This is a genomic window from Streptomyces europaeiscabiei (assembly GCF_036346855.1).
GTDB lineage: Bacteria > Actinomycetota > Actinomycetes > Streptomycetales > Streptomycetaceae > Streptomyces > Streptomyces europaeiscabiei.
In genome coordinates this window covers 9,225,717-9,248,500 of sequence record NZ_CP107841.1, presented here as the reverse complement: position 1 = coordinate 9,248,500, position 22,784 = coordinate 9,225,717, and the positions used below count along the sequence as shown (strand labels likewise).

General features: G+C 67.7%; 19 protein-coding genes and 2 pseudogenes. 7 read left to right on the top strand and 14 right to left on the bottom strand.

Translation table 11 applies throughout. The features are described from left to right. Positions 1-240 precede the first annotated feature (240 nt). Positions 241-693 (top strand): annotated as a pseudogene (locus OG858_RS40225) (transposase); the annotation flags it as partial. Between the two features lie 199 nt (positions 694-892). Continuing rightward, positions 893-1,021 carry a hypothetical protein gene (locus tag OG858_RS40220; protein ID WP_327725570.1) on the top strand — a complete coding sequence of 43 codons (129 nt, stop codon included), beginning with the start codon at positions 893-895 and terminating at the stop codon, positions 1,019-1,021. 190 nt (positions 1,022-1,211) lie between these two features. Here the strand turns inward: OG858_RS40220 and OG858_RS40215 are convergent, their stop codons facing one another. Continuing rightward, complete coding sequence (locus tag OG858_RS40215) at positions 1,212-2,219, bottom strand: LacI family DNA-binding transcriptional regulator (RefSeq protein WP_327725569.1); 1,008 nt, start codon at positions 2,217-2,219, stop codon at positions 1,212-1,214. Positions 2,220-2,557: 338 nt separating this feature from the next. After that, positions 2,558-2,875: a helix-turn-helix domain-containing protein gene (locus tag OG858_RS40210; RefSeq protein ID WP_327747937.1), complete on the bottom strand. Its 318-nt coding sequence runs from the start codon at positions 2,873-2,875 to the stop codon at positions 2,558-2,560. Positions 2,876-3,063: 188 nt separating this feature from the next. On the opposite strand from OG858_RS40210, the gene OG858_RS40205 reads away from it, so the two are divergent. Then, on the top strand, positions 3,064-5,577 hold the full coding sequence (locus OG858_RS40205; protein ID WP_327725567.1) for a glycoside hydrolase family 2 TIM barrel-domain containing protein: 2,514 nt from the start codon (positions 3,064-3,066) through the stop codon (positions 5,575-5,577). Positions 5,578-6,079: 502 nt separating this feature from the next. On the opposite strand, the gene OG858_RS48345 is transcribed toward OG858_RS40205, so the two are convergent. The 10 genes from OG858_RS48345 to OG858_RS40160 form a co-directional block, all read right to left on the bottom strand. Continuing rightward, positions 6,080-6,397 (bottom strand): nitroreductase/quinone reductase family protein, encoded by a 318-nt coding sequence (locus OG858_RS48345; RefSeq protein ID WP_406200553.1) that lies wholly within the window; start codon positions 6,395-6,397, stop codon positions 6,080-6,082. Beyond that, the gene (locus OG858_RS40200; protein WP_327725566.1) at positions 6,394-6,585 is read right to left on the bottom strand and encodes a hypothetical protein; all 192 of its coding nucleotides are present in this window, start codon (positions 6,583-6,585) and stop codon (positions 6,394-6,396) included. Before OG858_RS40200 ends, OG858_RS48345 begins: the two co-directional genes overlap by 4 nt. Positions 6,586-7,395: 810 nt before the next feature. Beyond that, positions 7,396-8,148, bottom strand: coding sequence for an enoyl-CoA hydratase-related protein (locus tag OG858_RS40195; RefSeq protein ID WP_327725565.1), 753 nt, complete (start codon positions 8,146-8,148; stop codon positions 7,396-7,398). 26 nt (positions 8,149-8,174) lie between these two features. Continuing rightward, positions 8,175-9,332, bottom strand: coding sequence for an acyl-CoA dehydrogenase family protein (locus tag OG858_RS40190; protein ID WP_327725564.1), 1,158 nt, complete (start codon positions 9,330-9,332; stop codon positions 8,175-8,177). Beyond that, positions 9,329-11,272 (bottom strand): acetyl/propionyl/methylcrotonyl-CoA carboxylase subunit alpha, encoded by a 1,944-nt coding sequence (locus OG858_RS40185; RefSeq protein ID WP_327725563.1) that lies wholly within the window; start codon positions 11,270-11,272, stop codon positions 9,329-9,331. The genes OG858_RS40190 and OG858_RS40185 overlap by 4 nt, the downstream gene beginning before the upstream one ends. Positions 11,273-11,340: 68 nt before the next feature. Continuing rightward, positions 11,341-12,930: an acyl-CoA carboxylase subunit beta gene (locus tag OG858_RS40180; protein WP_328543936.1), complete on the bottom strand. Its 1,590-nt coding sequence runs from the start codon at positions 12,928-12,930 to the stop codon at positions 11,341-11,343. 70 nt (positions 12,931-13,000) lie between these two features. After that, complete coding sequence (locus OG858_RS40175) at positions 13,001-13,831, bottom strand: TIGR03084 family metal-binding protein (protein ID WP_327725561.1); 831 nt, start codon at positions 13,829-13,831, stop codon at positions 13,001-13,003. Between the two features lie 110 nt (positions 13,832-13,941). Further along, the gene (locus tag OG858_RS40170) at positions 13,942-15,633 is read right to left on the bottom strand and encodes an acyclic terpene utilization AtuA family protein (protein ID WP_406202023.1); all 1,692 of its coding nucleotides are present in this window, start codon (positions 15,631-15,633) and stop codon (positions 13,942-13,944) included. A gap of 350 nt (positions 15,634-15,983) precedes the next feature. Further along, a complete protein-coding gene (locus OG858_RS40165; protein WP_327725559.1) occupies positions 15,984-17,555 on the bottom strand; it encodes a class I adenylate-forming enzyme family protein in 1,572 nt (523 codons plus the stop codon). 7 nt (positions 17,556-17,562) lie between these two features. Further along, entirely contained in the window at positions 17,563-18,378 is an 816-nt protein-coding gene (locus OG858_RS40160; RefSeq protein WP_327725558.1) for an SDR family oxidoreductase, read from the bottom strand. A gap of 225 nt (positions 18,379-18,603) precedes the next feature. Here OG858_RS40160 and OG858_RS40155 point away from each other — a divergent pair, with 225 nt between their 5' ends. The 3 genes and pseudogenes from OG858_RS40155 to OG858_RS40145 form a co-directional block, all read left to right on the top strand. Next, positions 18,604-19,446 (top strand): enoyl-CoA hydratase-related protein, encoded by an 843-nt coding sequence (locus OG858_RS40155; protein ID WP_327725557.1) that lies wholly within the window; start codon positions 18,604-18,606, stop codon positions 19,444-19,446. Positions 19,447-19,660: 214 nt separating this feature from the next. Beyond that, complete coding sequence (locus OG858_RS40150) at positions 19,661-20,281, top strand: TetR/AcrR family transcriptional regulator (protein ID WP_327725556.1); 621 nt, start codon at positions 19,661-19,663, stop codon at positions 20,279-20,281. A 166-nt stretch (positions 20,282-20,447) separates the two neighbouring features. Then, positions 20,448-20,652 (top strand): annotated as a pseudogene (locus OG858_RS40145) (ISL3 family transposase); the annotation flags it as partial. A 305-nt stretch (positions 20,653-20,957) separates the two neighbouring features. Here OG858_RS40145 and OG858_RS40140 read toward each other — a convergent pair. Both OG858_RS40140 and OG858_RS40135 read right to left on the bottom strand, forming a co-directional pair. Continuing rightward, positions 20,958-21,590 (bottom strand): NAD(P)-dependent oxidoreductase, encoded by a 633-nt coding sequence (locus OG858_RS40140; RefSeq protein ID WP_327725555.1) that lies wholly within the window; start codon positions 21,588-21,590, stop codon positions 20,958-20,960. Positions 21,591-21,624: 34 nt separating this feature from the next. After that, complete coding sequence (locus OG858_RS40135; protein ID WP_327725554.1) at positions 21,625-21,996, bottom strand: DoxX family protein; 372 nt, start codon at positions 21,994-21,996, stop codon at positions 21,625-21,627. Positions 21,997-22,090: 94 nt separating this feature from the next. On the opposite strand from OG858_RS40135, the gene OG858_RS40130 reads away from it, so the two are divergent. Continuing rightward, on the top strand, positions 22,091-22,774 hold the full coding sequence (locus tag OG858_RS40130) for a TetR/AcrR family transcriptional regulator (RefSeq protein ID WP_327725553.1): 684 nt from the start codon (positions 22,091-22,093) through the stop codon (positions 22,772-22,774). Positions 22,775-22,784 lie beyond the last annotated feature (10 nt).

Genomic DNA, 22,784 nt, shown 5'->3' with positions numbered 1-22,784 from the left:
CCCGGGCAGCCGACGCTACTCAGAGGGACGGCTGCCCAAGCGCCCCAGCCGCACGGCGTGCGGCAACAAGGCGACGAGGCCTTCCAGCGATCCGCCAGGTCATCTCGGGGCCCACATCTGTACGGCCCCTGCCCGGGAGCGATTCCTGATACTGCTGGTTAATTCCGGTCTCAGCGTGACGTCGGCCCTCAAGACCCGATAGGCCTTGAGGGCCGACGTTGTCGTATGGGGCGGGCGTCCATGTCTATGAGACCTCGGGAGCCGGGGGAGATCCCGGTGGAGACGGTGCGGGTGGCGCGGGCGGCCTTCCCGAAGGGGAGCTGAGCCATCCGAATCCGTGATGAGCTGGGGGTTCTCTTCCGGGACGAGGAGTTCGGCGGGCTGTTCGCGACGCGGGCCAACCCGCGTGGTCGCCGGGGCGGCTGGCGTTGGTACTGCTGTTGTAGTTTGTGGAGGGGCTCACCGACCGGCAGGCGGCCGAGGCGGTGCAGGCCAGGATCGACGTCAAGTACGCCCTCGGACTGGAGCTGACGGCCCCCGGGGTCGACTACTCGGTGCTCTCGGAGTTCCGTGACCGTCTGGTCGGAGCCGATACGGGGCGCCAGGTGCTGGACGGCATCCTGGCTGCGGCCGGGGAGCGAGGCTGCTCAAGGACGCGAGGCCGGGCGCGTACCAATTCCACGCATCCACCGGCATCGCACCAGCCTCAAGACCGGCAAAATCACCAGTGAGACCGTCTACGCCATCACGGACCTGACGGCGCGTGCGGCATCTCCCCAGGCCATCGACCAACTCGCCCGCGCGCAATGGGGCATCGAGGCCGTGCACTACGTAAGACTCCACGTTCCGCGAGGACGCCTCGAAGATCCGCACCAGGCAAGGACCGGAGAACATGGCTACCCTGCGCAGCTTCGCGATCAGCACCCTACGCACCGCTGGGCACCACAGCAGTGCCGCCGACCTGTGCGAGCTCTCCTGCAGGCTCTTCACCCGCCCGCTGGACTTGATCGGACCGCCCTGACCCGCAACACCACATGATCACCAGAACTATGAATCAGCCCTGCATCATGGACAGACTCCCCAGATGCCCGACTGGCATGCTGCGGCCGGAGTGACAGCATCCCCCCTCGACACGGCCCTGGCACGAAAGCGCGAGTGCCCTTTGTAGCAGAGGCGTGATCATCGGCTGCCCGAAGGCACCCGCGCACCGGTCAGACGGATGCGCGGACTCTGATCAAGAGTTCGTCCCGAAGGGGCTCGGCGGGGATCTCCTTTCCGGCCAGCGTATCGATGACGCGGCGGGCCAGGCCCCGCGCGATGGCGTCGGTGTCGCGGACGACCGTGGTGAGCGGTGGCTGTGCCAGCGACGCGCCCGGGATGTCGTCGACGCCCATCACGGCCAGATCCTTCGGAGCACGCAATCCAAGGTGGCTCAAGCCAGCCAGCACAGCGAGGGCGACGTTGTCGTTGAACGCGCAGATCCCCGTGACCGGTGGGTCGGCGGCAAGCCACGCCTTCACCGCTTCGGCGGCGCCCTGCGCATCGAGAGGGACCGTCCGGACATCCGGCTCAGGCATGTCCAGTTCGGCGCATACCTTGCGGACGCCGTCCAAGCGCGGCTGGGCCAGGACGTCGAGTCCCGGCAGATCGGGGTAGGCGTAGCCGAGGCGGCGGTGGGTTCCGACGATGTGCCGTGCCTGCAATACGCCAATGGGTTGCTCGGACACCAGAGGTGGCTGGGGTTCACCGCGTGTCAATCCGTGCATCGCCATGACCACCTCGATACCCGCCGCCCGCATCGCCTCGCCTTCCCCGTCGTCGAACTCCTGGAGAGACAACACCGCCGCAGGGGTCATGGCCTTCCAGATTTCCCGCAGCGGGCGCGCGGGGGGAGCCGACGAGTGCACCACGAAGGTCAGCCCGTTCACGGCGAAGGCGTTGGTCAGCTGCTGGATAAGTCGTCCGAGCACATGTTCGATCGGCCAGTCCGGCAGCAGGCCGAGCACAATCTCCGAGCGCCCCGTGCGCAGGGCCCGCGCCGCGGCCGAGGGTGCGTAGCCGAGCCGGGCGGCGGCTTCCCGCACCCGCTGCCGTGTGGCTTCGAGGATCTTCTGATGGGGAACCTCGTTAAGGACGTAACTCACCGTCGCGCGGGAGACTCCAGCTTCCCTCGCCACATCCGCGCTGGTCACCAGCCTGCCCTCGGACACCACGGTCACCCGCCGCCTCAGTCGCACCTCACGTCAAAGCCCCGGCCGCGGTTAGCTTACCCGCCAGATCACCGGACTGGCACGCGTCAGTGAAACGAGTAGGCTGGCCGGATCCTGTTCGCCCAACTGCTGGTCGTCGCGGTCGTCGTACTGCTGTTGCGCCTCACCCTCAGCGAGTCGGTCGAATGAGTGGCTGCCCACAGGGCCGCCGACAGGCATGCGACAGCCCGCTCCGAGACCATCGAATTCAGCCGCATCCGCGATCTCTTCCGGACGCCGACCGCGTGCGCCCTGCTGGCAACGGGCTTGCACTACGCCACCTGGAACCTCGGCGCGAACAACCTCGGTCAGTTGGCACATTCCTGTGGACCGCTCTGGCCAAGGGCGAGGTCGCACAGTTCTCCCAGCTCGCCCTGATCGGACTGCCGATCGGCTTCGTCGCCGGCCTGCTGTTCATGTGAGTGGTCGGCAGACCGGCCCGGCGTGCCTGGTTCGCGGTCGGCTCCGGACTGGTCGGCCGCGCCACACACCCTGCGGCGCGTCACCTCGGGGATCTTCTGGTGCGGGACGTTATTGAGTACGTGGCTCCCCGTGGGGCGGGAGACCCCGGCCTTCGGCGCGGCATCCCGGCTGATCACCCGCCTGCCGCTGGATGTCCCGGTCATGCAGCCACCCTCCGATAAGCCTCTTGTCAAGATTCAGGACCGCGGACTAGCCTACGCCCACGTTCACCTACACGTTTAAGTACGCGATATAAGTAACGTTCCGTGGCGTGAGCCCGTTGGCACGGGCCCGGCGCTGCGTCTTCAGGCCCCACGGCTCCACCCCTGGTATTCGGCGAAGAGGACCCACATTGATCCGCACCTCCTTCAACGACGACTGGCAGACCCGGCGCAAGGTGAACCCCTTCGCGGAAATGAGCGGCCCCGTCGCCCCGTTCCATACCGTCACGCTGCCGCACGACGCGATGATCGGTCAGGATCGCGTTCCTCCGGACGGTGCACTGACGATCGAGTCCGGCGCGGGCGCCTACTTCCGGGGCGGTGTCTTCGAGTACCGCAAAGCGTTCTTCGTGCCGGAGGAGCTGCGCGGCAAGCGGATCCTTTTCCAGTTTGAGGGTGTCTACCGCGACGCCACCGTGCACATCAACGGCGACTTCGCCGGCCAGCGTCCCTACGGCTACTCCCACTTCACCGTCGACGCCGACCCCTATCTTCGGTACGGCCAGGACAACGAGATCCGCGTGGAGGCACGCGCCCACCAGGACTCCCGCTGGTACACCGGGGCAGGCATCTACCGCGACGTCTGGATGCTCACCGGTGACATCGTGCGCATCGCCCCGGACGGAGTCCGTGTGACCACGTTGGACGTGGAAGGCGAGCAGGCGGTGGTTGAGGTCGCGACCCGACTGCGCAACGACTCCATCGCCCTGCGCACACTCGACCTCGCCGTGAGTGTCCTCGATTCCTCGGGGAACGCGGTGGCGGACGACGTCACCAAGGTCACCGTGCTGCCCGGCGAGTACGCCACCGTCCGCTCACGCGTGTACCTGCATGAGGCCCGGCTGTGGGACGTGGACAGCCCCCATCTGTACAGCTGTCGTCTCACCCTGAGCGACGCCGGCCAACCGCTGGACAGCGACAGCGTTCACTTCGGCATCCGCTCGCTGAAGCTCGACCCCGACCGGGGACTGCGTATCAACGGCCGCAGCGTCAAGCTGCGAGGGACGTGCATCCACCACGACAACGGCCCCCTCGGCGCGGCCACCTACGCCCGCGCCGAGGAACGGCGGGTGCAGATCCTCAAGGACGCCGGCTTCAACGCCGTCCGCATGTCCCACCACCCGATGAGCAAGGCCATGCTCGACGCTTGTGACCGGCACGGCATGCTTGTGGTCGACGAGACCTTCGACGTGTGGACGTCCGCCAAGAGCGGATTCGACTACAGCCTGCACTTTCCCGAGTGGTGGGAGCGCGACGTGGAGGCGATGGTCGCGAAGGACTACAACCACCCCAGCGTCATCATGTATTCGATCGGCAACGAGATCCCCGAGACCGGATCCGCGGTCGGCGCCGCCTGGGGCCGCAAGCTCGCCGAGAAGATCCGCTCCCTCGACAGCAGCCGCTACGTCACCAACGCCATCAACTGCCATTTTGCCGCCCTATCCGATGCCGCCGCTCTGCACGAGATGGAGAAAGAGGAGGAAGCCGAGAGCGGCGCGGGCATCAACACCCTGATGGCAGAGATGTCCGACACGACGAACGACATCAGCGCCTCCGACGTGGTCACCCAGCGCACGGCCGAGTCCTTCAGCGTCCTTGATGTCGCCGGCATGAACTACGCCGATAGCCGCTACGCCCTCGACCGGGAGCTCTTCCCGAACCGGATCATCCTGGGCACCGAGACCTTCCCCACCCGCATCGACCGCACCTGGCAGCTGGTGGAGCAGTACAGCCACGTCATCGGCGACTTCACCTGGACCGGCTGGGACTACCTCGGCGAGGTCGGCATCGGCCGCCCCCAGTACGCGACCCCCGAGAACCCCCAGATCGTCATGGGTGCCCCTTTCCCCCACCTCCTCGCGGGCTGCGGAGACGTCGACATCACCGGCCACCGGCGCCCCGCCTCCTACTACCGCGAGATCGTCTTCGGCCTGCGCACTGCCCCCTACATCGCCGTCCAGAACCCTGAGACCCACGGCAGGACCTTCATTGGCACCCCCTGGGCATGGAGCGACAGCATCGCCAGTTGGACCTGGCCCGGCTGGGAAGGCAAGCCCGTCACCGTCGAGGTCTACAGCGACGCCGACGAGGTCGAACTCTGTCTCGACGACCGCCCGGTGGGCCGCGCGCCGACGGGCCCGGCACACCGCTTCCGCGCCGCCTTCGACCTCCCGTACGAGCCCGGAGAGCTGTGCGCCGTCGCGTACCGGAACGGAGAAGAGACGGGCCGCTGCCGGCTTGCCTCGGCCCAGGGCCCGGTGACGCTGACCGCAGAGGCGGACCGGCCGACTGTTACTGCGGCGCACGGCGAACTCTGCTTCGTCACCCTCACCCTGACCGACCCACACGGGACCTGCTGGACCGGCGCCGACCGACCGGTCCGTGTGGAGGTCTCCGGCCCCGGCGAGCTGATCGCCCTGGGCAGCGCCGCCCCGCAGACGCAAGAGCGGTTCGACGCGGCCGAACGGCACACCTACAACGGACGGGTTCTGGCGATCGTACGGCCTACCGCCGTCGGCGAGATCCGCATCCAGGCGACAGCCCCCGGATGCGAAGCGGCCGAGACCATCATCACCGTCGAGCAGACAACACCTCCGCAATCGAGATGCGCGCCGGGGTCAAGGGCCTCGGCGAGCTCGTGCTGATGGGTGTCGCGCCCGCCATCGCGAACGCGGTCTTCAACGCGACCGGCCGCAGGGGCGCACAAACTGCCCATCACGGTCGAGGCGTTGCTCTGGGCCGAGTGCCCAGGCACCACAGGAAGCGGCTCCTGCCCGGGGCGCTCCCTCCTCGTCCGGCAGTCGGTCCCCCGTCCGGCTCCCGGACCTTCCAGAACAGCCGCCGCAACCGCCCCCCGTCGAGTGCGGAGGCAAGGTGCGGCGGACGTGGTGAGTCGTTCATCTTCGTCCTCGGCGATGAGGGGGGCCTCTATGTCCTTCGTCGAGCCTGAGCTGGTCATGCGACGGCTGCTGCGGGGATGCGAGGTTCGTAGAAAGTGCCGTCGCGGAGCATCGCGAACAGCACGTTGATGCGGTGGCGGTCCATCGGGCCCGATCGCAGAGCATCCAGCTGAGACGCCTTACCGCAAGCCGCCGCGAGCGTCCTCTTCGTCGAAGTCACGCACAGGAGAAACGCTCTTTGGGTCGCCTACGGGGCCGGCTCGCAGATGACAACCGGGATCTGCCAGGCCGTCCACGCCTGGTACTTGTCGAAGTCAGCGTACATAGCGACAAGTCGCGGCCACAGCACTGCGCGCTCGGCAGGCCCGGCTGTGCGGGCGAGCATGCGACGCACGTTGCTGCGGATCTGAACGGTGATCTGCGGATCTGCTTGAAGATTCCGATACCACAAGGGGTTGTTCCGCAGCCCGCCCTGTGATGCCACGAGAACCACACGATCACCATCGTCCGTAAAAGGCAGAGGCTGAGTCCGTGGCAAGCCACTCTTGCGCCCTCTGGTGGTCACGAGGCAGACGGGCACGCCGCGGGGAAGGCGCTCCCGATCCTCCACTTGCCGCCGATCCGGCCGCCCGTGGCGCGATAGACGCCGACATTGCGCCGGGACGCCAGTTTGATGATCTTCGGCACGAGTGGCGAATCGAGCCCTTGGGGGCGATCGAAGGGCGTCGTAGCGGTGGGTGGAGTGTCGGTCATGTCATCTCACTCTCCGTCGGCTCTTCATGGAATCATCCATCTCTCCTGGGAGACCATCGCCTCAGCAAGGCGTTGGGGGGTGCGCTCCTCTGGCTGTCGAAGGAACCACCGGGGAGGCGGCAGCGCTGCGCATGGGGCTCACACATTCTTGTTGGGCTCATGTCGTCCCCGGAGCGGGAGGAGTGAGGCGATTCGTCTCGTACCGCGCGTCGACGGCACGGCTTGAACTCGGGCTCAGCGACCGAGCTCCCTCCTGGCGAGGGCGGTTGACGAAGCGGGGCTTCCTCCTCAGGAATTACGATCGGCCGCACTGATGCACACCCAACCCGGCCGCTCCTTCGGCATGAGGGGCACAGCCTCACACGACAGGATGGGCTGCATCCGAACAGCGGGAATCCAAGAACCAGAAGACGCGCACAGCGACGGAGAACGCATCCAGCCCGACGGCCCCCTTGTCCCCCGGGACGATGTGTTCGCCAGCAAGCGGCCCGTGCAGTTCAACGCCGTGCCTGACGCGGGCGGCGCGGATATGGGCGGCGGTGAGGTACCCGGCATCTACCCAGTGCTCAGCGAGCAGGCAGTCGTGTTCTACGAGGGAGGTGTGGATCTGAGCGTGGTTTTGCGCATGCCTTGGATTGCGCGGGCCCCGGCCATGTGCTGGTTGTCGGGGTAACGGCCGTGCTGAGTCCACGCTGCACGCCCTCCACCGGGCAGCCGGTAGAGGACAGCAACGGTGGGGCGTACCCCGTCCTCGTCGGCGTCTGCGGAGTCTCCACAGACCGATCTACGGAAACCGAACGACGGAATCAGCTATGGCCGGGTGCGGGTCAGGAACGCTTTCATCGCTGCGCGGGCCTCCTCGCTGTCGAACAGTTCGGCGGATCGCCGGGCTGCGTATTCACCATCCCGTTCGATTCGCTCCAAGACGTCGCAGTTGAGGAGTTGTTTGGTCTCCGAGAGTCCCTGGAGGTTCCCCTTCACGATCGCGTTGAGGGTGTCGTCCACGGCGGAGGCGACTTCCGCATCCGGTACAGCCCGTGTGATCAAGCCCATGTCGGCCGCTTCCGCCGCTCCGAACGTCCTGGCCGAGAGGAAGACATCGGCGGCCGCGCGCGGCGAGAGGCGTTCGAGCAGGCTGAGGGAAATGACCGCGGGGGCGAGGCCAAGGCGGACCTCGGTGAGGGCGAAGGTGACGGTTTCGGCCGCCAGGACGATGTCCGCGGCTCCGACGATGCCGAGCCCTCCAGCTCTGACGGGGCCGCGGAGTTCGACCACCACAGGTTTGGCCATCCCCGCGATCTGGGCCTGCAGGGCGACGAGCTGCCGTGGCCCGTCCGCCCCGGTGCCGGACGCGGCCTCCGTGAGGTCAGCGCCGGCGCAGAAGACGGGGTGTGCGGAGCGCAACAGGACGACTCGTGTATCGGGGTCGGCTTCGGCCGTTGAGAGCCGCTCGCCCAGTTGCCGGACAAGTTCGCGGCTGAGGGCGTTGCGGTTGTGCGGGCTGTCGAGGGTGACGGTGGCGACGTGGTCGGAGAGTTCCAGATGGACGAGTTCGCTGGGCATGGTGTCCATTCGCGGTGTCGGGCGGGTCAGTAGGAGCGGGGCAGGCCGAGGGAGGACTGGGCGATGAAGTTCAGCACCATCTCCCGGCTTACGGGCGCCACGCGGGACAGCCGGGAGGTGGCGAGGGCTTGGACCAGTCCGTACTCTTCGGCCAGACCGTTGCCGCCGTGGGTCTGGATCGCCTGGTCGACAGCAGCGCAGGCGGCCTCGCCCGCGGCGTACTTGGCCATGTTGGCCGCTTCACCCGCGGCGAGCAGATCGCCGGAGGCGAGCAGCGCCGCGGCTTTCTGCGTCAGCAGTCGTGCTGCCTCGATCTCGATGTGGATCCTGGCGAGGGGGTGCGCGATGGCTTGGTGGGACCCGATCGGGGTGGCCCACACCTCTCGCTCGCGGGCGTACTCGACAGCCCTGCCCAGCGCCCATCTGGCGGTGCCGATGGCGGAGGAGGCCACCATGATCCGCTCGGGGTTCAGGCCGGCGAAGAGCTGTTCGAGGCCGGCGTTCTCCTTGCCGACGAGTGCGTCTCCGGGCAGCCGGACGTCGTCCAGGAACAAGGTGAACTGCTTCTCCGGAGAGGTCAGGCCCATGCTGATCTCGTGCCGGGTGAACCCGTCGGCGTCGGTCGGCACCATGAACAGGGCAGGCTTGAGCCTGCCCGTCCTGTCCTCGGTGCGGCCGACGATCAGCACATGGCTGGCCTCGTCGACGCCGCTGATGAAGGTCTTCCTGCCGTTGAGGATCCAGTCGGTTCCGTCGCGGCGTGCGTGCGTGGTGATGTTGTGCGAGTTAGACCCGGCGTCCGGTTCGGTGATGCCGAAGGCGTACTTGGCGGTTCCGTCGGCGATGCCGGGCAGCCAGTGCTGCTTCTGTTCATCGGTTCCGAACTCGGCGATGATCGTGCCGACGATGGCGGGCGAGACCACCAGGAGCATCAGAGGGCAACCTGCGGCGGCGAGTTCTTCCAGAACAGCGGCGAGGTCACCGATGTCACCTCCGCCTCCGCCGTACTCCTGCGGGACGCACACCCCGAGGTAGCCGAGGGCCGCCGCCTCGTTCCACAGTTCCGTGGTCTTCCGACCGTCGCGGGCCGTGTCGTAAAAGTACGAGGCGCCATATTTCTTGCCCAGGTCGCTTACCGCCGCGCGCAGCGCGCGACGCTCGTCCGCCTCCATGAATGTGTTCATGCTTCCTTCTCCTCAATGATCGCGAGCACGGCACTTGCCGTGACCTGCTGTCCGACGCTCACTTCTAGCGCGGTGACGATGCCGGGGGCCGGCGCGGCAACGGTGTGCTGCATCTTCATGGCCTCCAACAGCACGACGGGGTCGCCCTTGTTGATCTGGTCGCCGACTTCGACGGCCACGGCGATGACGGTGGCCGGCATGGGGGCGAGCAGGGATCCGTGTGCCACTGCTTCGGCTGGGTCCACGAAGACGGGAACGACGTCCAAAGCGAACGCGCCGTGCGGGCCGCTGACATCGACGACGCCGTCGCCGACCGCCACATGGTAGGTCTCGCGCAGACCGCCGTCCTGGAGCAAGACGTAATCGCCGCAGGCGTCGAGCACGGAGACGTTCTCGATGTAGTCGGAGACGAGGCGCTGTCCCTGAGAGGCGTATGTGACCGCGTATTCGGTCCGGCCTCGCCGATAGGTGCGCACCCGGGGGCCGCTGGGCACGTTGCGCCAGGCAGCGGGGATGCGCGCCAGTACAGGTGCGAAGGCGGCTGCCCGGGCCGCTTCGCAGACTGCCGCGGCCAGTGCCGCCTTGTGCACGGCGCGTTCGCCGACGCCTGCTGTCCAGTCGTCGATGCGCTGGTCGAGGAGTGAGGTATGCATCCGGCCGGCGGTGAACTCGTCGTCGTTGAGAGCGGCACGTAGCAGGTCGGTGTTGGTGGTGACGCCGTGGATCCTGCCGCGGCGTAGCGCGTCGTCGAGCATGCGGATCGCCGAGGGGCGGTCGGCGGCGTAGGCGATGACCTTGGCAAGCATGGCGTCGTAGTGGATCCCGACCTCACTGCCGGCCTCTACGCCGGAGTCCACGCGCAGGGCCGGGGCGTGAGGGATGCCGAAGGCCGTGCCGCCGAGGTCGAAGGCCCGGATGCGGCCGGTCTGTGGGGCGAAGCCGTCGGCCGGGTCCTCGGCGTACAGGCGGACCTCAATGGCGTGGCCCGAGGGAGCGGGCGGCTGGCCCTGGAGCGGGCGGCCCTCCGCTACTGCGATCTGGTGGGCCACCAGATCCAGGCCGGTCACGCATTCGGTGACCGCGTGCTCGACCTGGAGGCGGGTGTTCATCTCCAGGAAGAAGACACGATCGCCGTCAACGAGGAACTCCACCGTGCCGGCTCCCCGGTAGCCGACGGCCTCCGCGGCCGCACGAGCGGCGCTGTGCAACGTCTCCCGGGCCGTGTCCGACAGGTTGGGGGCAGGTGCTTCTTCGATGACCTTCTGGTGGCGGCGCTGGATGGAGCAGTCACGGTCGCCCACGATCCACGTGGTGCCGTGGGCGTCGCTGAGCACCTGAACCTCGACATGGCGGGCCATGGGCAGGTAGGGCTCGACGAACACGGTGCCGTCGCCGAACGCGGACCGGGCCTCCGCTTCGGCCTTGGCGAGTTCGCCGTCCAACTGGTCCAGCGACTCAACGACGCGCATGCCCCGACCGCCGCCGCCTGCGGATGCCTTGACCAGCAGCGGCAGCATCGCGTGTGTGACAGCCTCGATGCCGACGTCGAGGATGGGAACCCCGGCCTCGGCCATGATCTGCTTGGCGCGGATCTTGCTGCCCATGGCCTCGATCGATTCCGGTGTCGGACCGATCCAGGCCAGTCCGGCTGCCTCGACGGCCCGGGCGAAGTCCGCGTTCTCGGACAGGAACCCGTAGCCGGGGTGGACGGCGTCCGCGCCGGCGAGCCGCGCGGCCGCGATGATCAAGTCGCCACGCAGGTAGGTCTCCGAGGGTGCGTTACCGGGCAGCCGCACGGCGACGTCGGCTTCGCGCACGAACGGTGCGTGGACGTCGGCGTCGGAGTGGACAGCCACCGTCGCGATGCCGAGGTCCCGGCATGTACGGAACACCCGTCGTGCGATCTCTCCTCGGTTCGCGACCAGGACCTTGCGGATCATCAGAACTCTTCCTCGGGGCAGTGGCGCCTCGGCGACATGGGGTGCGGCGGGTGCCGCTGATGTGCGGGTCACAGGCGGAACACCCCGTAGCCCTGAGCGCCCTCGACCGGCGCGGAGTGGATGGCGGACAGGCAGATGCCGAGGATGGTGCGGGTGTCGCGCGGGTCGATGACGCCGTCGTCGTAGAGCATCCCGGAGGTGAAGTAGGCCAGTGACTCTCTTTCGATCTGCTCCTCGATCACCGCCCGCATCTTGACGTCGGCCTGCTCGTCGAAGGGCAGGCCCTTGGCTGCTGCAGCCTGGCGGGAGACGATGGAGACGACACCGGCGAGCTGCGCAGGTCCCATGACCGCGGACTTCGCGCCGACCCAGGTGAACATGAATCGAGGGTCGTAGGCGCGGCCGCTCATGCCGTAGTGGCCTGCGCCGTAGGACGCGCCCATGACGACCGACAGGTGCGGGACCCGCGAGTTGGAGACGGCGTTGATCATCTGGGCGCCGTGCTTGATGATCCCGCCCTGCTCGTACTCCTTGCCGACCATGTAGCCGGTGGTGTTGTGCAGGAACAGCAGCGGAGTATCGGTCTGGTTGGCGAGCTGTATGAACTGGCCCGCCTTCTGCGCCTCCTTGCTGAACAACACGCCCTGGGCGTTGGCGAGGATTCCGATGGGGTAGCCGTGCAGCTGGGCCCAGCCGGTGACCAGGCTCGTGCCGTACAGAGGCTTGAACTCGTCGAACTCGCTGCCGTCGACCATCCGCGCGATCACTTCACGCGGATCGAAGGGGATCTTCAAGTCGGTCGGGACGATCCCGAGCAGCTCTTCGGGGTCGAACAGCGGGTCGGCGTAGCCAATCCGGGGAGCGGGTCCGGCCTTGCGCCAGTTGAGGCGTCGCACGATCTGCCGCCCCAGCCGGATGGCGTCGTGCTCGTCGGCGGCGAGGTAGTCCGCCAGTCCGGAAGTGCGGGCGTGCATCTCGGCTCCGCCGAGCGACTCGTCGTCGGACTCCTCGCCGGTGGCCATCTTCACCAGCGGCGGCCCGCCGAGGAAGACCTTCGCTCCGCCGGCGACCATCACGACGTAGTCGCTCATGCCGGGCACGTAGGCTCCGCCGGCGGTGGAGTTCCCGAAGACGAGCGCAATGGTGGGGCGGCGGTCCGCGCTGGCCTCGGTGAGGTTACGGAAGCTCCGGCCGCCAGGAATGAAGATGTCCTTCTGCGTAGGCAGATCGGCGCCTCCGGACTCGACGAGGTTGATCGTCGGCAGCCGGTTCTCCGCGGCGATCTGCGCGGCCCGGAAGCTCTTCTTCAAAGAGACCGGATTGCTGGATCCGCCGCGCACGGTCGGATCGTGGGCGACGATCATGCATTCGACGCCCTCTACCGCGCCGATGCCGGTGACGAGCGAGCCACCGACGGCGAAGTCCGATCCCCAGCCGGCCAGCGTGCTCAGCTCGAGGAATGGTGCGTCCGGATCAAGGAGCAGCTCGATGCGTTCGCGAGCAGTGAGCTTCCCCCTGCGGTGGTGCCGTTCGACGTTCTTGGCTCCGCCTCCGGCGAGCGCCCGGGCGTGCTGTTCGGTGAGGTCGGCGACGCGTTCCAGCATCGCTTCACGGTTGGTGGCGTAGGCCACCGAGGCAGGGTCGATCGTGGTCCTCATGGTCTCGTCCTGGTGAGTGGCGGGTGACGGCGTGGACATCCGGCGTCTGAGGTCGTGGAGTGTGGGCGCATCAGCGCTCCTGGAGCGTGGCCGCGGACTTTCCCAGAGCCGTCGCTGATGGGCGACGTCCCTCTCCAGGCGGGCCAGCGAAGGCTTGCGCGATCGCCAGCCACACTTCGGCGTCCGAGCCGACAGCTCTCAGCGCGGTGTCGTCGCGGTGGATGCGCTGAGTGACCACGCGTGCGAAGTCGAAGGCCGGTCCGGTGATGCGCTGAGAGGAGTCGACCGGGCCCCATGCCCAGGTCGCACCGCTGGGAGCAGTCAGCTCCAGCCGGAACTCCTCGGCAGGCGGGGAGAGCCGGTGTACGAGGTAGGCAACGTCGCGGGTGCGTACTCCATGGTGGCAGATGTGACGAATGGAGTCGGTGACGTCGGGCTCGACACCCAGGGCCTGGTACACGTCCAGGCCGTGGGCCCAGGTCTCCATCAGGCGCGCGGTCACCATGGAGGCCGGTGACATCGGCGGACCGAACCATGGCAGTTTTCCGGTGGCGCTCCGCAGTTCCTCGGGGAGCCTGCAGCGCGCGGTGTCCCAGCGCTTGATGATCGCTGGGGTGGGCTGGGAGGCCGCCTTGACGGCCTCATCATCGACGAACCGTTCGGGGCACCGCTGTGCGCGGCGCACGAGCGCCTCCCAGTCTCCGCCGTCGCCGCGGGAAGCGCGGACGGCGCACAGTGCGGCCTCCTCGGTCCAGGCAAGGTGGGCGATCTGGGCGGCGACGTCCCAACCCGGGGCTGCGGTGGCCGTACGCCACTGTGCCTCGGACGCCTGCGCAACCGCGGCGCGCAGCCGGTCTCCCTCCACGCGAAGCACGGCCAGCAGCTCGTCGAGCCCAGTCATGTCGTCTGCGCCCTGCGGACCGGGGTGGTGCGGGTGTGCAGCCAGCCACCCATCGGCGTGGGCCGGGGTACGTACGCTGGCCAGGGCTGTCAGCAGCTCACGGAGGAGGTTCACGCCAAGAACCCTTGTGGGATCGGCGCGTTGCGGGAGCGGAGCCACTCTCCGACCGCTTTGGCCTGGGGATCGAAGCGCGTGCAGGAGGCGACCCCTTCACCGAGCAGGCCGTCGATGACGATGTTGACCGCCGACAGGTTCGGCAGAGGGTGCACCGTGACGTCGAGGACCGCAGCCTCCGGCAGCAGCCGCCTGACCGCATCAGCATCGAGCCAGCCGGTCAGCCAGGCGAAGACGTCCTCGCGCCTCGGATGCCCGGCAGGAACCCAGACGCCGACGTTCGCACTGCCACCCTTGTCACCGGACCGCGCGAACAGCAGCCTTCCCAGGGGCGTTTGCGTGATCGGCCCCCAAATCGCCGGCGCCGTGGGCCGAGGGCCGGTCTGCTCGCTTTCCCAGTCGGTATGGTGCAGCGGCCCTTCGACGGTGATCGGCGCGGTCACCGATTGAGCGGGTACGTCGATCCGGCGACCGTCGTGCAGGACCACGGTGTGCGGTACATCTCCCTGCGGCACGTACCCGGCTTCGAAGACTCCGTACGGGGTCGCGGGCCCGGGTGGGGCGGTGACGTGGAATCCCGGGTACGAAGCCAGAGCGAGCTCGACGGCGGCGCTGCTGAAGGAGCGGCCGGCAACGGCGGCGTCCGGGTCCTTGACGTGGCAGCGCAGCAGCGCGGACGCCTCGGACTGGGTCGCGGCATCGGGCCTGTCCGTGCGGACGAGATCCCACGTGACCTGCTGGGGCGCCCGGACCGCGAGTGCCTGCTGCATCTGACGGCGTACCCAGGCCGCCTTCTGCTCGATCTCGAGCCCCGTGAGTACGAATTCGACGCTGTTGCGGTATCCGCCGAGCCGGTTGAGGGCGACCTTCGTCGCGGGCGGCGGAGCCTGCCCCCGCACTCCTGTGACCTTCACCCGGTCCTCGCCCGCCTGCTCAAGCGCCACGGTGTCGAGACAGACGGTGACGTCCGGGTTGGCATACAGCGCGCCACCGACCTCGTAGACGAGCTGGGCGGTGACAGTGTCCACCGTCACCGCACCGCCGCTGCCGGGATGCTTGGTGATGACGGCGGTGCCGTCCTCGCAGATCTCGGCCAGCGGGAAACCGAGCGGCCTCGAGGTGTCCAGGGCGGTGAAGCCGGCATAGTTCCCACCCGTTGTCTGCGCGCCGCATTCGAGCACATGCCCGGTCGCGACACCGGCGGCGAGCAGGTCGAAGTCCTCACGGCCCCAGCCGAATTCGGCAATCGCCGGGCCGAGCGTCAGAGCGGCGTCGGTGACCCGTCCGGTGACGACGATGTCGGCGCCGGCCCGCAGAGCCTCGGCGATTCCGAATGCCCCGAGGTAGGCGTTGGCCGTCAGCACACCCTTCCAACCACGCTCCTCGGCAGCGTCAAGCAGGTCATCACCCTCGACATGCGCCACGTTGACTTCGACGGACTGCTCCCGGGCCAGAGTTCGCACCGCTGCGGCCAGACCGGACGGGTTGAGCCCGCCAGCGTTCACCACGATGCGCACCCTCCTCTCGCGGGCGAGAGCAAGGCAGTCGGTGAGCTGGCGCAGGAAGGTTCTCGCGTAACCCAGCGAGGGATCCTTGCGACGGTCCTTGCCGAGGATGAGCATGGTCAGCTCGGCAAGGTAGTCGCCCGTCAGATAGTCGAGCGGGCCGGCTTCCAGCATCTCCCGCATCGCGGACAGCCGGTCTCCGTAGAAGCCCGAGCAGTTGCCGACCCGTATCGTCCGCCCGCTTCCAGCAGCCTGATCGTGATCCACGAATCCTTCTTTCCTCTCCTTGACGAGGGCGCGCCCTCCGCTGGGACGGGATGTGTGCCGCGGTCCTGCCCGTGGCGCGTGCCCGTATGAGGCAGGCGGTGCCACTCGGAGCCGACCCGGTCGGGAAGAAAGGCCCTGAACGGCCTCGGCGAAGTCCGCACGCGCGTAAGGGACGCGGGGCTGTGTGCTTATGCGCGGCTCCGCCGTGTGGTCGCGATGAGCCCCTCCCGAACCGCAGGTTTGCCACCGCTCTCACAACGGAGCCCTCAGGCGTCGAACAGGTTCTGATAGGCCCTGCGCAGCTCCACCTTCTGGGTCTTTCCGGTCGCCGTGGTCGGCAGATCCTCGACGATCACAATCTCCTTCGGGGACTCGAACCTGCCAAGATGCGCCCTGGCATGTTCGATGAGGTCAGCGGCGGTCGAGCGCGCCTCGTCACGCAGGATGACGACGGCTACGATCGCCTCGCCCCAGTGCGCGTGCGGCACCCCGATCACCGCGGCGTTGGCGACCTCCGGATGTGCCAGAAGCACTGACTCGACCTTGATGCTGGGGACGTTCTCCCCACCGGACTTGATCATGTCCTTCGTGCGGTCCAAGAAAAGCAGCTGGCCGCTGTCGTCGATCACGCCAAGGTCCCCGGTGTGATGCCAGCCGAACCGCTGGGCCGCCGCTGTAGCGTCGGGATCCTTCAGGTACCCGGCCATGACGTTCGGGCCCCGGTGCACGATCTCGCCCGGTTGGCCCGGGCCGAGCAGGCGGCCCTGATCGTCCATGATCTTCGTCTCGCACAGCGCCGTCGAGATCCCCCAGTAGTTCGCGTCAAGGTGCGGATGCTCTAGGGCGCGGAAGGCCATCGTGATCGGGTACGCCTCGGTCTGGCCGGTGACCAGCCACACGTCGGCGTCCATGGCGCGCGAGATCTGCTCGATGAGCGGCCGGGGCATGGCGGCCATCGCGTACAGCGCCAGCCGGACCGACGAGAAGTCCGCACTGCGGGCCCGCTCGTGCCGCAGCATGACGGCGAACATCATGGGCAGTCCGCCAAATATGGTCACCCGTCGGCGCTCTATGAGTTCGAGGCCCGCGTCGGGGGTGAACCCGCGGGTGAGCGCTACGGCACCGCCCGCGGCCAGAACGGACGTCGTCATCGCGTGCTGGGCACAGTGGAACAGCGGCAGGCAGCCTGACAGGATGTCGTCCTCGCGCATGAGGTGGGTGGCCATGTTCGCCATCACTGTGCTGAAGACGGAGAGATGCGTGTGCATCGCTCCTTTGGGATGCCCTGTCGTGCCACTGGTGTACATCACCAGGGCGAGATCGTCGCCGCCGATGTCGACGTCGGGCAGATCCTCTGGCTGACCTGCGGTCACCTCGGCGAAACCGGCGACCCGCTTCCCGTTCCCAGGGCCGATCGCGACCGCGGTGATGCCGAGCCGGTCGAGGACGGCGGCGATATCCTGCCGCTCGAGCAGTTCCTGGTCGACGACCGCGTATTCGACCTCGGCATGTTCGAGGATGTACTCGATGCTGGAGGCGGTCAGTTGCACGTTGACGGGCACCCAGACCATGGCCGCCTTGCTGATGCCGAAGAGACAAGCCAGCATCTCGGCCGAGTTCCCTGTCAGCGTGGCCACAGTCGTACGAGGCGGCAGCACGCTGAGCAGATGGTGGGCGAAGCGCGAGCTCAGCGCGTCGAGGTCCCGATGGGTGAGGGTGCGCTCACCGTCGATCACGGCGACGCGGTCGCCGCACCTCTCGGCGGAACGGTGGACGATGTCTCCCAGAGCGATACGGCCGATCCGGCGCAGCTCCGGTCCCGGGACGGGCAGCTTCATGTCGGCCTCACCCCTGCGAGCCGACGACAAGTGCCCCGGCTGCCTCGATGACGGGCTTGATGCCGTCGACGGCACCCGCGCCGTCACACGGAATGACAGCGCCCGAGATGTACGAGGCCGCCGAGGACGACAGGAACATCGCGAGCGAGGCGATGTCGTCCTTCGTGCCCAGCCGGCCCAGCGGAACATCTCGCGCGATCTGCTGCCCTCCGGGGTCGTCGGGCGGCGACAGTCGCGTGTACCCCTCGGTGCCCGCGATAGCGCCCGGTGAGATGGCGTTGACCCGGATGCCCCTGGCTCCCCATTCCAGGGCGAGGACCCGTGTCAGCTGGTCCACACCGGCCTTGGCCGCACATACATGGGCCTGGTAACGCATGGGGATCACCGCCTGAGGAGCGGTGAGGCTGATAACCGACGCGCCCGGGGAGAGATGCTCATACCCTGCGCGCAGCACGTGGAACGTGCCGTTCAGGTCGATGTCTACAACCACCTTGAAGCCATTGGACGACAGCCCGTTCGCTTCGGCGAGGAAGTTGCCGGCCGCGCCAGAGACGAGCACGTCGACCGTCCCCCACTCGGCGCGGACCGCCTCGAAGACGCGGGCGACCGACTCCATGTTCCGCACGTCCGAGGCATACCCGAGGACCTTCCCACCGTGCTTGGCCAACTGCACCACAGCGGCGTCCACGTTGTCCTGCTTGCGGCTGGAAACCGCGACGTCGGCGCCACGCTGGGCGAACGCCTCCGCGATGGAGAGGTTGATGCCGGTCGTGCCGCCGAAGACCACGACGGTCTTCCCGCTGAAGTCGAACTGGATGTCCATCAGGTGTTTCTGTCCCTTCGAGCGCCCCGGCGCATACGGGCCCATCGTGCAACGGATGCGATGACAGTGATCACGCTAGTTGAATTGACAAAATAGTCAAGTACTGCGGACGATGACCGAAGTCACGATGCTCATCGCTAGCGACCAGCCTTGCCGACTCAGCAGAGTCGCTTCGCACAGGTCTCACTCCATGAACTCGATAAAATTGTCAGAAAGGAATGATGCGTGTCCACCTTTAACCTGATCCACTACGAGGTGGCGGACGGAGTTGCGACGATCGCGCTCGACGACCCCAAGACAGGCAACGCGTACACCCCGGCACTGGCTGACGAGCTCGTGGAAGCCTTCGATCTGGCCGACGCCGATTCGGGCGTGCGCGTAGTGATCTTCACTGCCACGGGCGGCAACTTCTGCATCGGTGCCGACCTCTCCGGCGGCGGTTTCGACACCAGTGGCCTGCCAGCCGAGTTCGACGAGAACTGGAAGGAGCCGGCCGGCCGCTGCGCCCTGCGCATCTACGAGATGAACAAGCCGGTCATAGCCGCGGTGCGCGGCGCCGCGGTCGGCGGTGGATCGACCATCGTCCTTCCCGCGGACTACCGACTGGCCTCGACCGACGCCCGCTTCGGGTTCGTCTTCAGCCGGCGCGGAATCTACCCCGAGGGCGCCTCGGCATGGTTCCTGCCTAAGCTCGTCGGACTTGGGACAGCCATGGACTGGATGATCAGCGGACGTGTCTTCGATGCGGCGGAAGCCCAGGCCGCAGGTCTGGTCCACAGCCTCCACGAACCCGATGATGTGCTCGACGCGGCCCGCCGCCTCGCCCGAGGCCTTGTGGAGAACACGGCCGCCGTCTCCGTGGCCGTGCTCAGGCAGATGATCTACCGACTGGCGTTCCAGGAGTCGCCGTATCCGATGCAGCGCGTCGACTCGCGTCTCGTGTTCGAGATCGGCGCCAACCGTGACGCGGCGGAAGGCGTGGCGTCGTTCCTTGAGCGGCGCAAGCCAAAGTTCCCGCAGACGATTCCCTCCGACCTGCCGGGCTGGCTGCCCTGGCGCCACACGTAGCCGAGCCTTTTGGAACCAGCCCGAGTGGAGCCCAGGCTCACGCCACGGCGTCGCCCCCGGGTGCGACCGCACAGTGCTGGCCCGGCGAACCGAGCCGAAGCCGGTCGGGTTGCGGCCGTGGCCGAGCGTCACCTGCTGCCTGTCGCCACTCACCGCCCTTCCCGTTTGATGGAATAGGTGTATGGGACGATCCAGAACGAAGCCTGCACCGCCGATGCCGACGACGACCCGGGGGAGGCGCACACGTGATGCCCTGATCTCGGCAGGGCGGGAGATCCTGGAGCAGAGCGGGCTGTCCGGCTTCAGCCCTGAGACGGTCGCCCAGGCCGCAGGCGTCTCTTACGGCACGTTCTACACCTACTTCGAGTCCAAGGAAGACCTCCTGCGCACCCTCGTACGTGCCGTTGCCGGCGAGATGTTCGCCGCCAGCCTCGTCTCGTCGGCAACGGCGGATGACCCGTACACGCGAATCGTCGAGGCGAACCGCCGGTATCTTCGTGCCTGGGCCGAAGCTTCCAAGGTGCTGCGCCTGGTCGAGCAGGGCGCTGACTCGGACGAAGGCATGCGCGAGATGGTTCTGGAGGTCCGTGAGCTGTACGTCGCCCGTGGCGAGGAGGGCCTCCGGCGCCTGCAGGCGGCAGGGCTGGCGGACCCGAGCCTCGATCCCCGGCTCACCGCCATCGCCCTGGGCGCCATGGTCGAGCAGGTCGCCCACGTCATGTACTCGCTCAGGGAGCCGCTCGACGAGAATGAAGTCGTCGATCACCTGTCCCGCCTCTGGGCCGCTGCGATCTCACTGCGCGGGCGACCGGGCCATGCTGATGGCGAAGCGTGAGGTCGCGGCGGCGCGGCGGGCCGCTGAAGCACACGTACGCGTTTCGCTCGAGGCAGTGCCGGTGCTTTTCGCATCCGGCCCCACTCTTCGGCGAGCAACCGAGGGCCCGCCGCCTGGCCCCCAGCGCCACAGGCAAGGCGGTCAACTCCCCGCAGCTGGCACAGACAAAGTCCGCGCAGCAGGACTGTCCCCTCGGCACCCCTTCACCCCGCGCCTTGGAGTGAAACCGTGACGCTGTGATCGTGGTACTCACCTTCCCGTACAGCAACGGCGCCACCGAGGGCGTCACCACCCAGACCAAGCTCGTCGCGCGGCAGATGTACGGCAGAGCAGGCTTCCCCCTCCTCCGCCACCGCATCCTCTTCGGATGACATCACCCTGCATCGCCACCGAAAGTGACACGAGGCCGTTGGTTAAACACTCCCGCCCAGGCGGGGGAAGGTGTGCGGCAGCGCTCCCTTGAGCCGGCTGGCCGCAACCATGGTGTCGAAGCCGTTGACACAGGTGGCCACGACTTTCACCAGCGCCTCCGCGTCGGAGCCGAACGTGGGGCGAGGGATGTCGGCGACTCAGGGAGCGACGCCGCCGGTGGTGATCAAGGCACGCATGGTTGTCTTTCCGAAGTCGCACGTGAGGCGGAAGCCGCGTTCGTTTCCGCGGCTGGTGATGTGCAGGCTTACTTGTCGGTGATAAACGGCGCGCGGCCGATCTGCGTGGAGTCGGCGGCCTGCGCTAGGAAGTACGCGGCCGCGTTGGCTCGCGAGAGGAGCAGTCCGCCCTTGCCACCGACGTTGCGGACATTGACCGCGGCGGTTTTGGGGCCGTTCGTGAGCAGCGGAAGCCGGACGATGGTCCACTGCAACCCCGACTCCCGCACGGTGCGGCCGATGGTCACGATGGCGCGATACGCGGTCGGCTGGAACGTCCGGATGCCTGCGACCATGAGCCCGACTCTGGGATCCTTGCCGTCGGCCGGGTCGGTGATGCTGGGCGTGCCCATCGCGACGAGCCGTTCGACGCTGTGGTCACGCATCGCAGTGACAATGTTGCGGTAGCCGGTGATCAAGGGTGGGATGTCGGTCTTCTTGGTTCCCGGCCCGAGCACGCTGAGTACGGCACCGCTGCCGCGTACCGCCGTGCCGATGGCCGGGGCGTCGTCCAGCGGCCCCTCGATCACGGTGAGCCGCCGGTGGGAGGGCAACTTCGAGGGGGTACGGGCGTAGGCAACGACCTCGTGGCCCTCCGTCAGGGCCTGGTCGATCAGGAGCAGGCCCGTCGGGCCGGTACCGCCGAAGACGGTGATGCGCATGAGATTCGTTCCAATCGGTGCGATGCAAAGCGGGTCAGAAAGAGTACGGACCGAAGCGACCCCACGTGATGACGACCGCCAATGCCAGCAACACGGCGTTGAGGGCGATCCCGCTCATCTCCTTCCGGCGGGCGTGCACGAGTGCGGCCAGGATCATCACGACCGCCAAGCCGGTCGCGGCGAGCGGCGTGAGCACGGCGGCGATACCGGTGGCGGCGGGCAGGATCAGGCCGAGGGCGGCGAGCAGTTCCAGCGCACCTATGAGGCGTACGGTGCCCGTCGAGAAGTCCTCCACCCACGGCAGGGACTTGGCGAGCTTCTCCTTGGGCTGAGTGGACTTCATGAGTCCTGCCATGCCGAACATGGTCGCGAGCAGCACTTGCAAGATCCACAGGGCAACGTTCATGTCCGCACTCCCGCATAAGTTGAGGCAACTCTCATGTTGCGGCCCGAGCGTAGCAGAGAAGGTGAGGGGGTCCTCATGTTGCTAGGGTGGGCGCATGCCAATCTCGCCCGACGTCCCGCCGTCCGCCGGCCGTCCGCTACGGCGAGACGCTCAGCGCAACCGTGACGCCCTGCTGGCGGCGGCCGGCGCCCACTTCGCCGACCAGGGGCTCCATGCGCCGCTGGAGCAGATCGCCAAACATGCCCAACTGGCCATCGGAACGCTTTACCGCCACTTCCCCGCTCGCGTGGACCTGATCCAGGCGGTATTCGCCGACAAACTCAGGACCTGGCTGGACGCTGCGGAACGAGCGGCCGCCATGGAGGACGCGTGGCAGGGTTTCCAACTCTTCGTCGAGACCATGTGCGAGCTGCAGGCCGACGATCGCGGCTTCGCCGATCTGACGTCGATGCGCCTGCCCGACTCCATGAGTCTCGAACGCACCCGAAGCCGCATCCATGACCTCGGCGTACGGGTCGTCCACCGCGCCCAGGAGCAGGGCAGCCTGCGCGCCGACGCCACGCCCGAGGACCTGGCCTTCCTCATCTGGTCTCACGGGCGGATCACCGAAGCAACTCGAGACATCGCCCCCTTGGCGTGGCGCCGCCACCTCCACCTCATGCTCGACGCCTTCCGCGCGGACAGGGCACACCCCCTGCCCGAGCCATCCATGACCCCCGATCAGGTGTACCAAGCGATGGTCCAGCTCGGGGGACACGGCAACTGCACGGAGGCATGATGATCCGGGG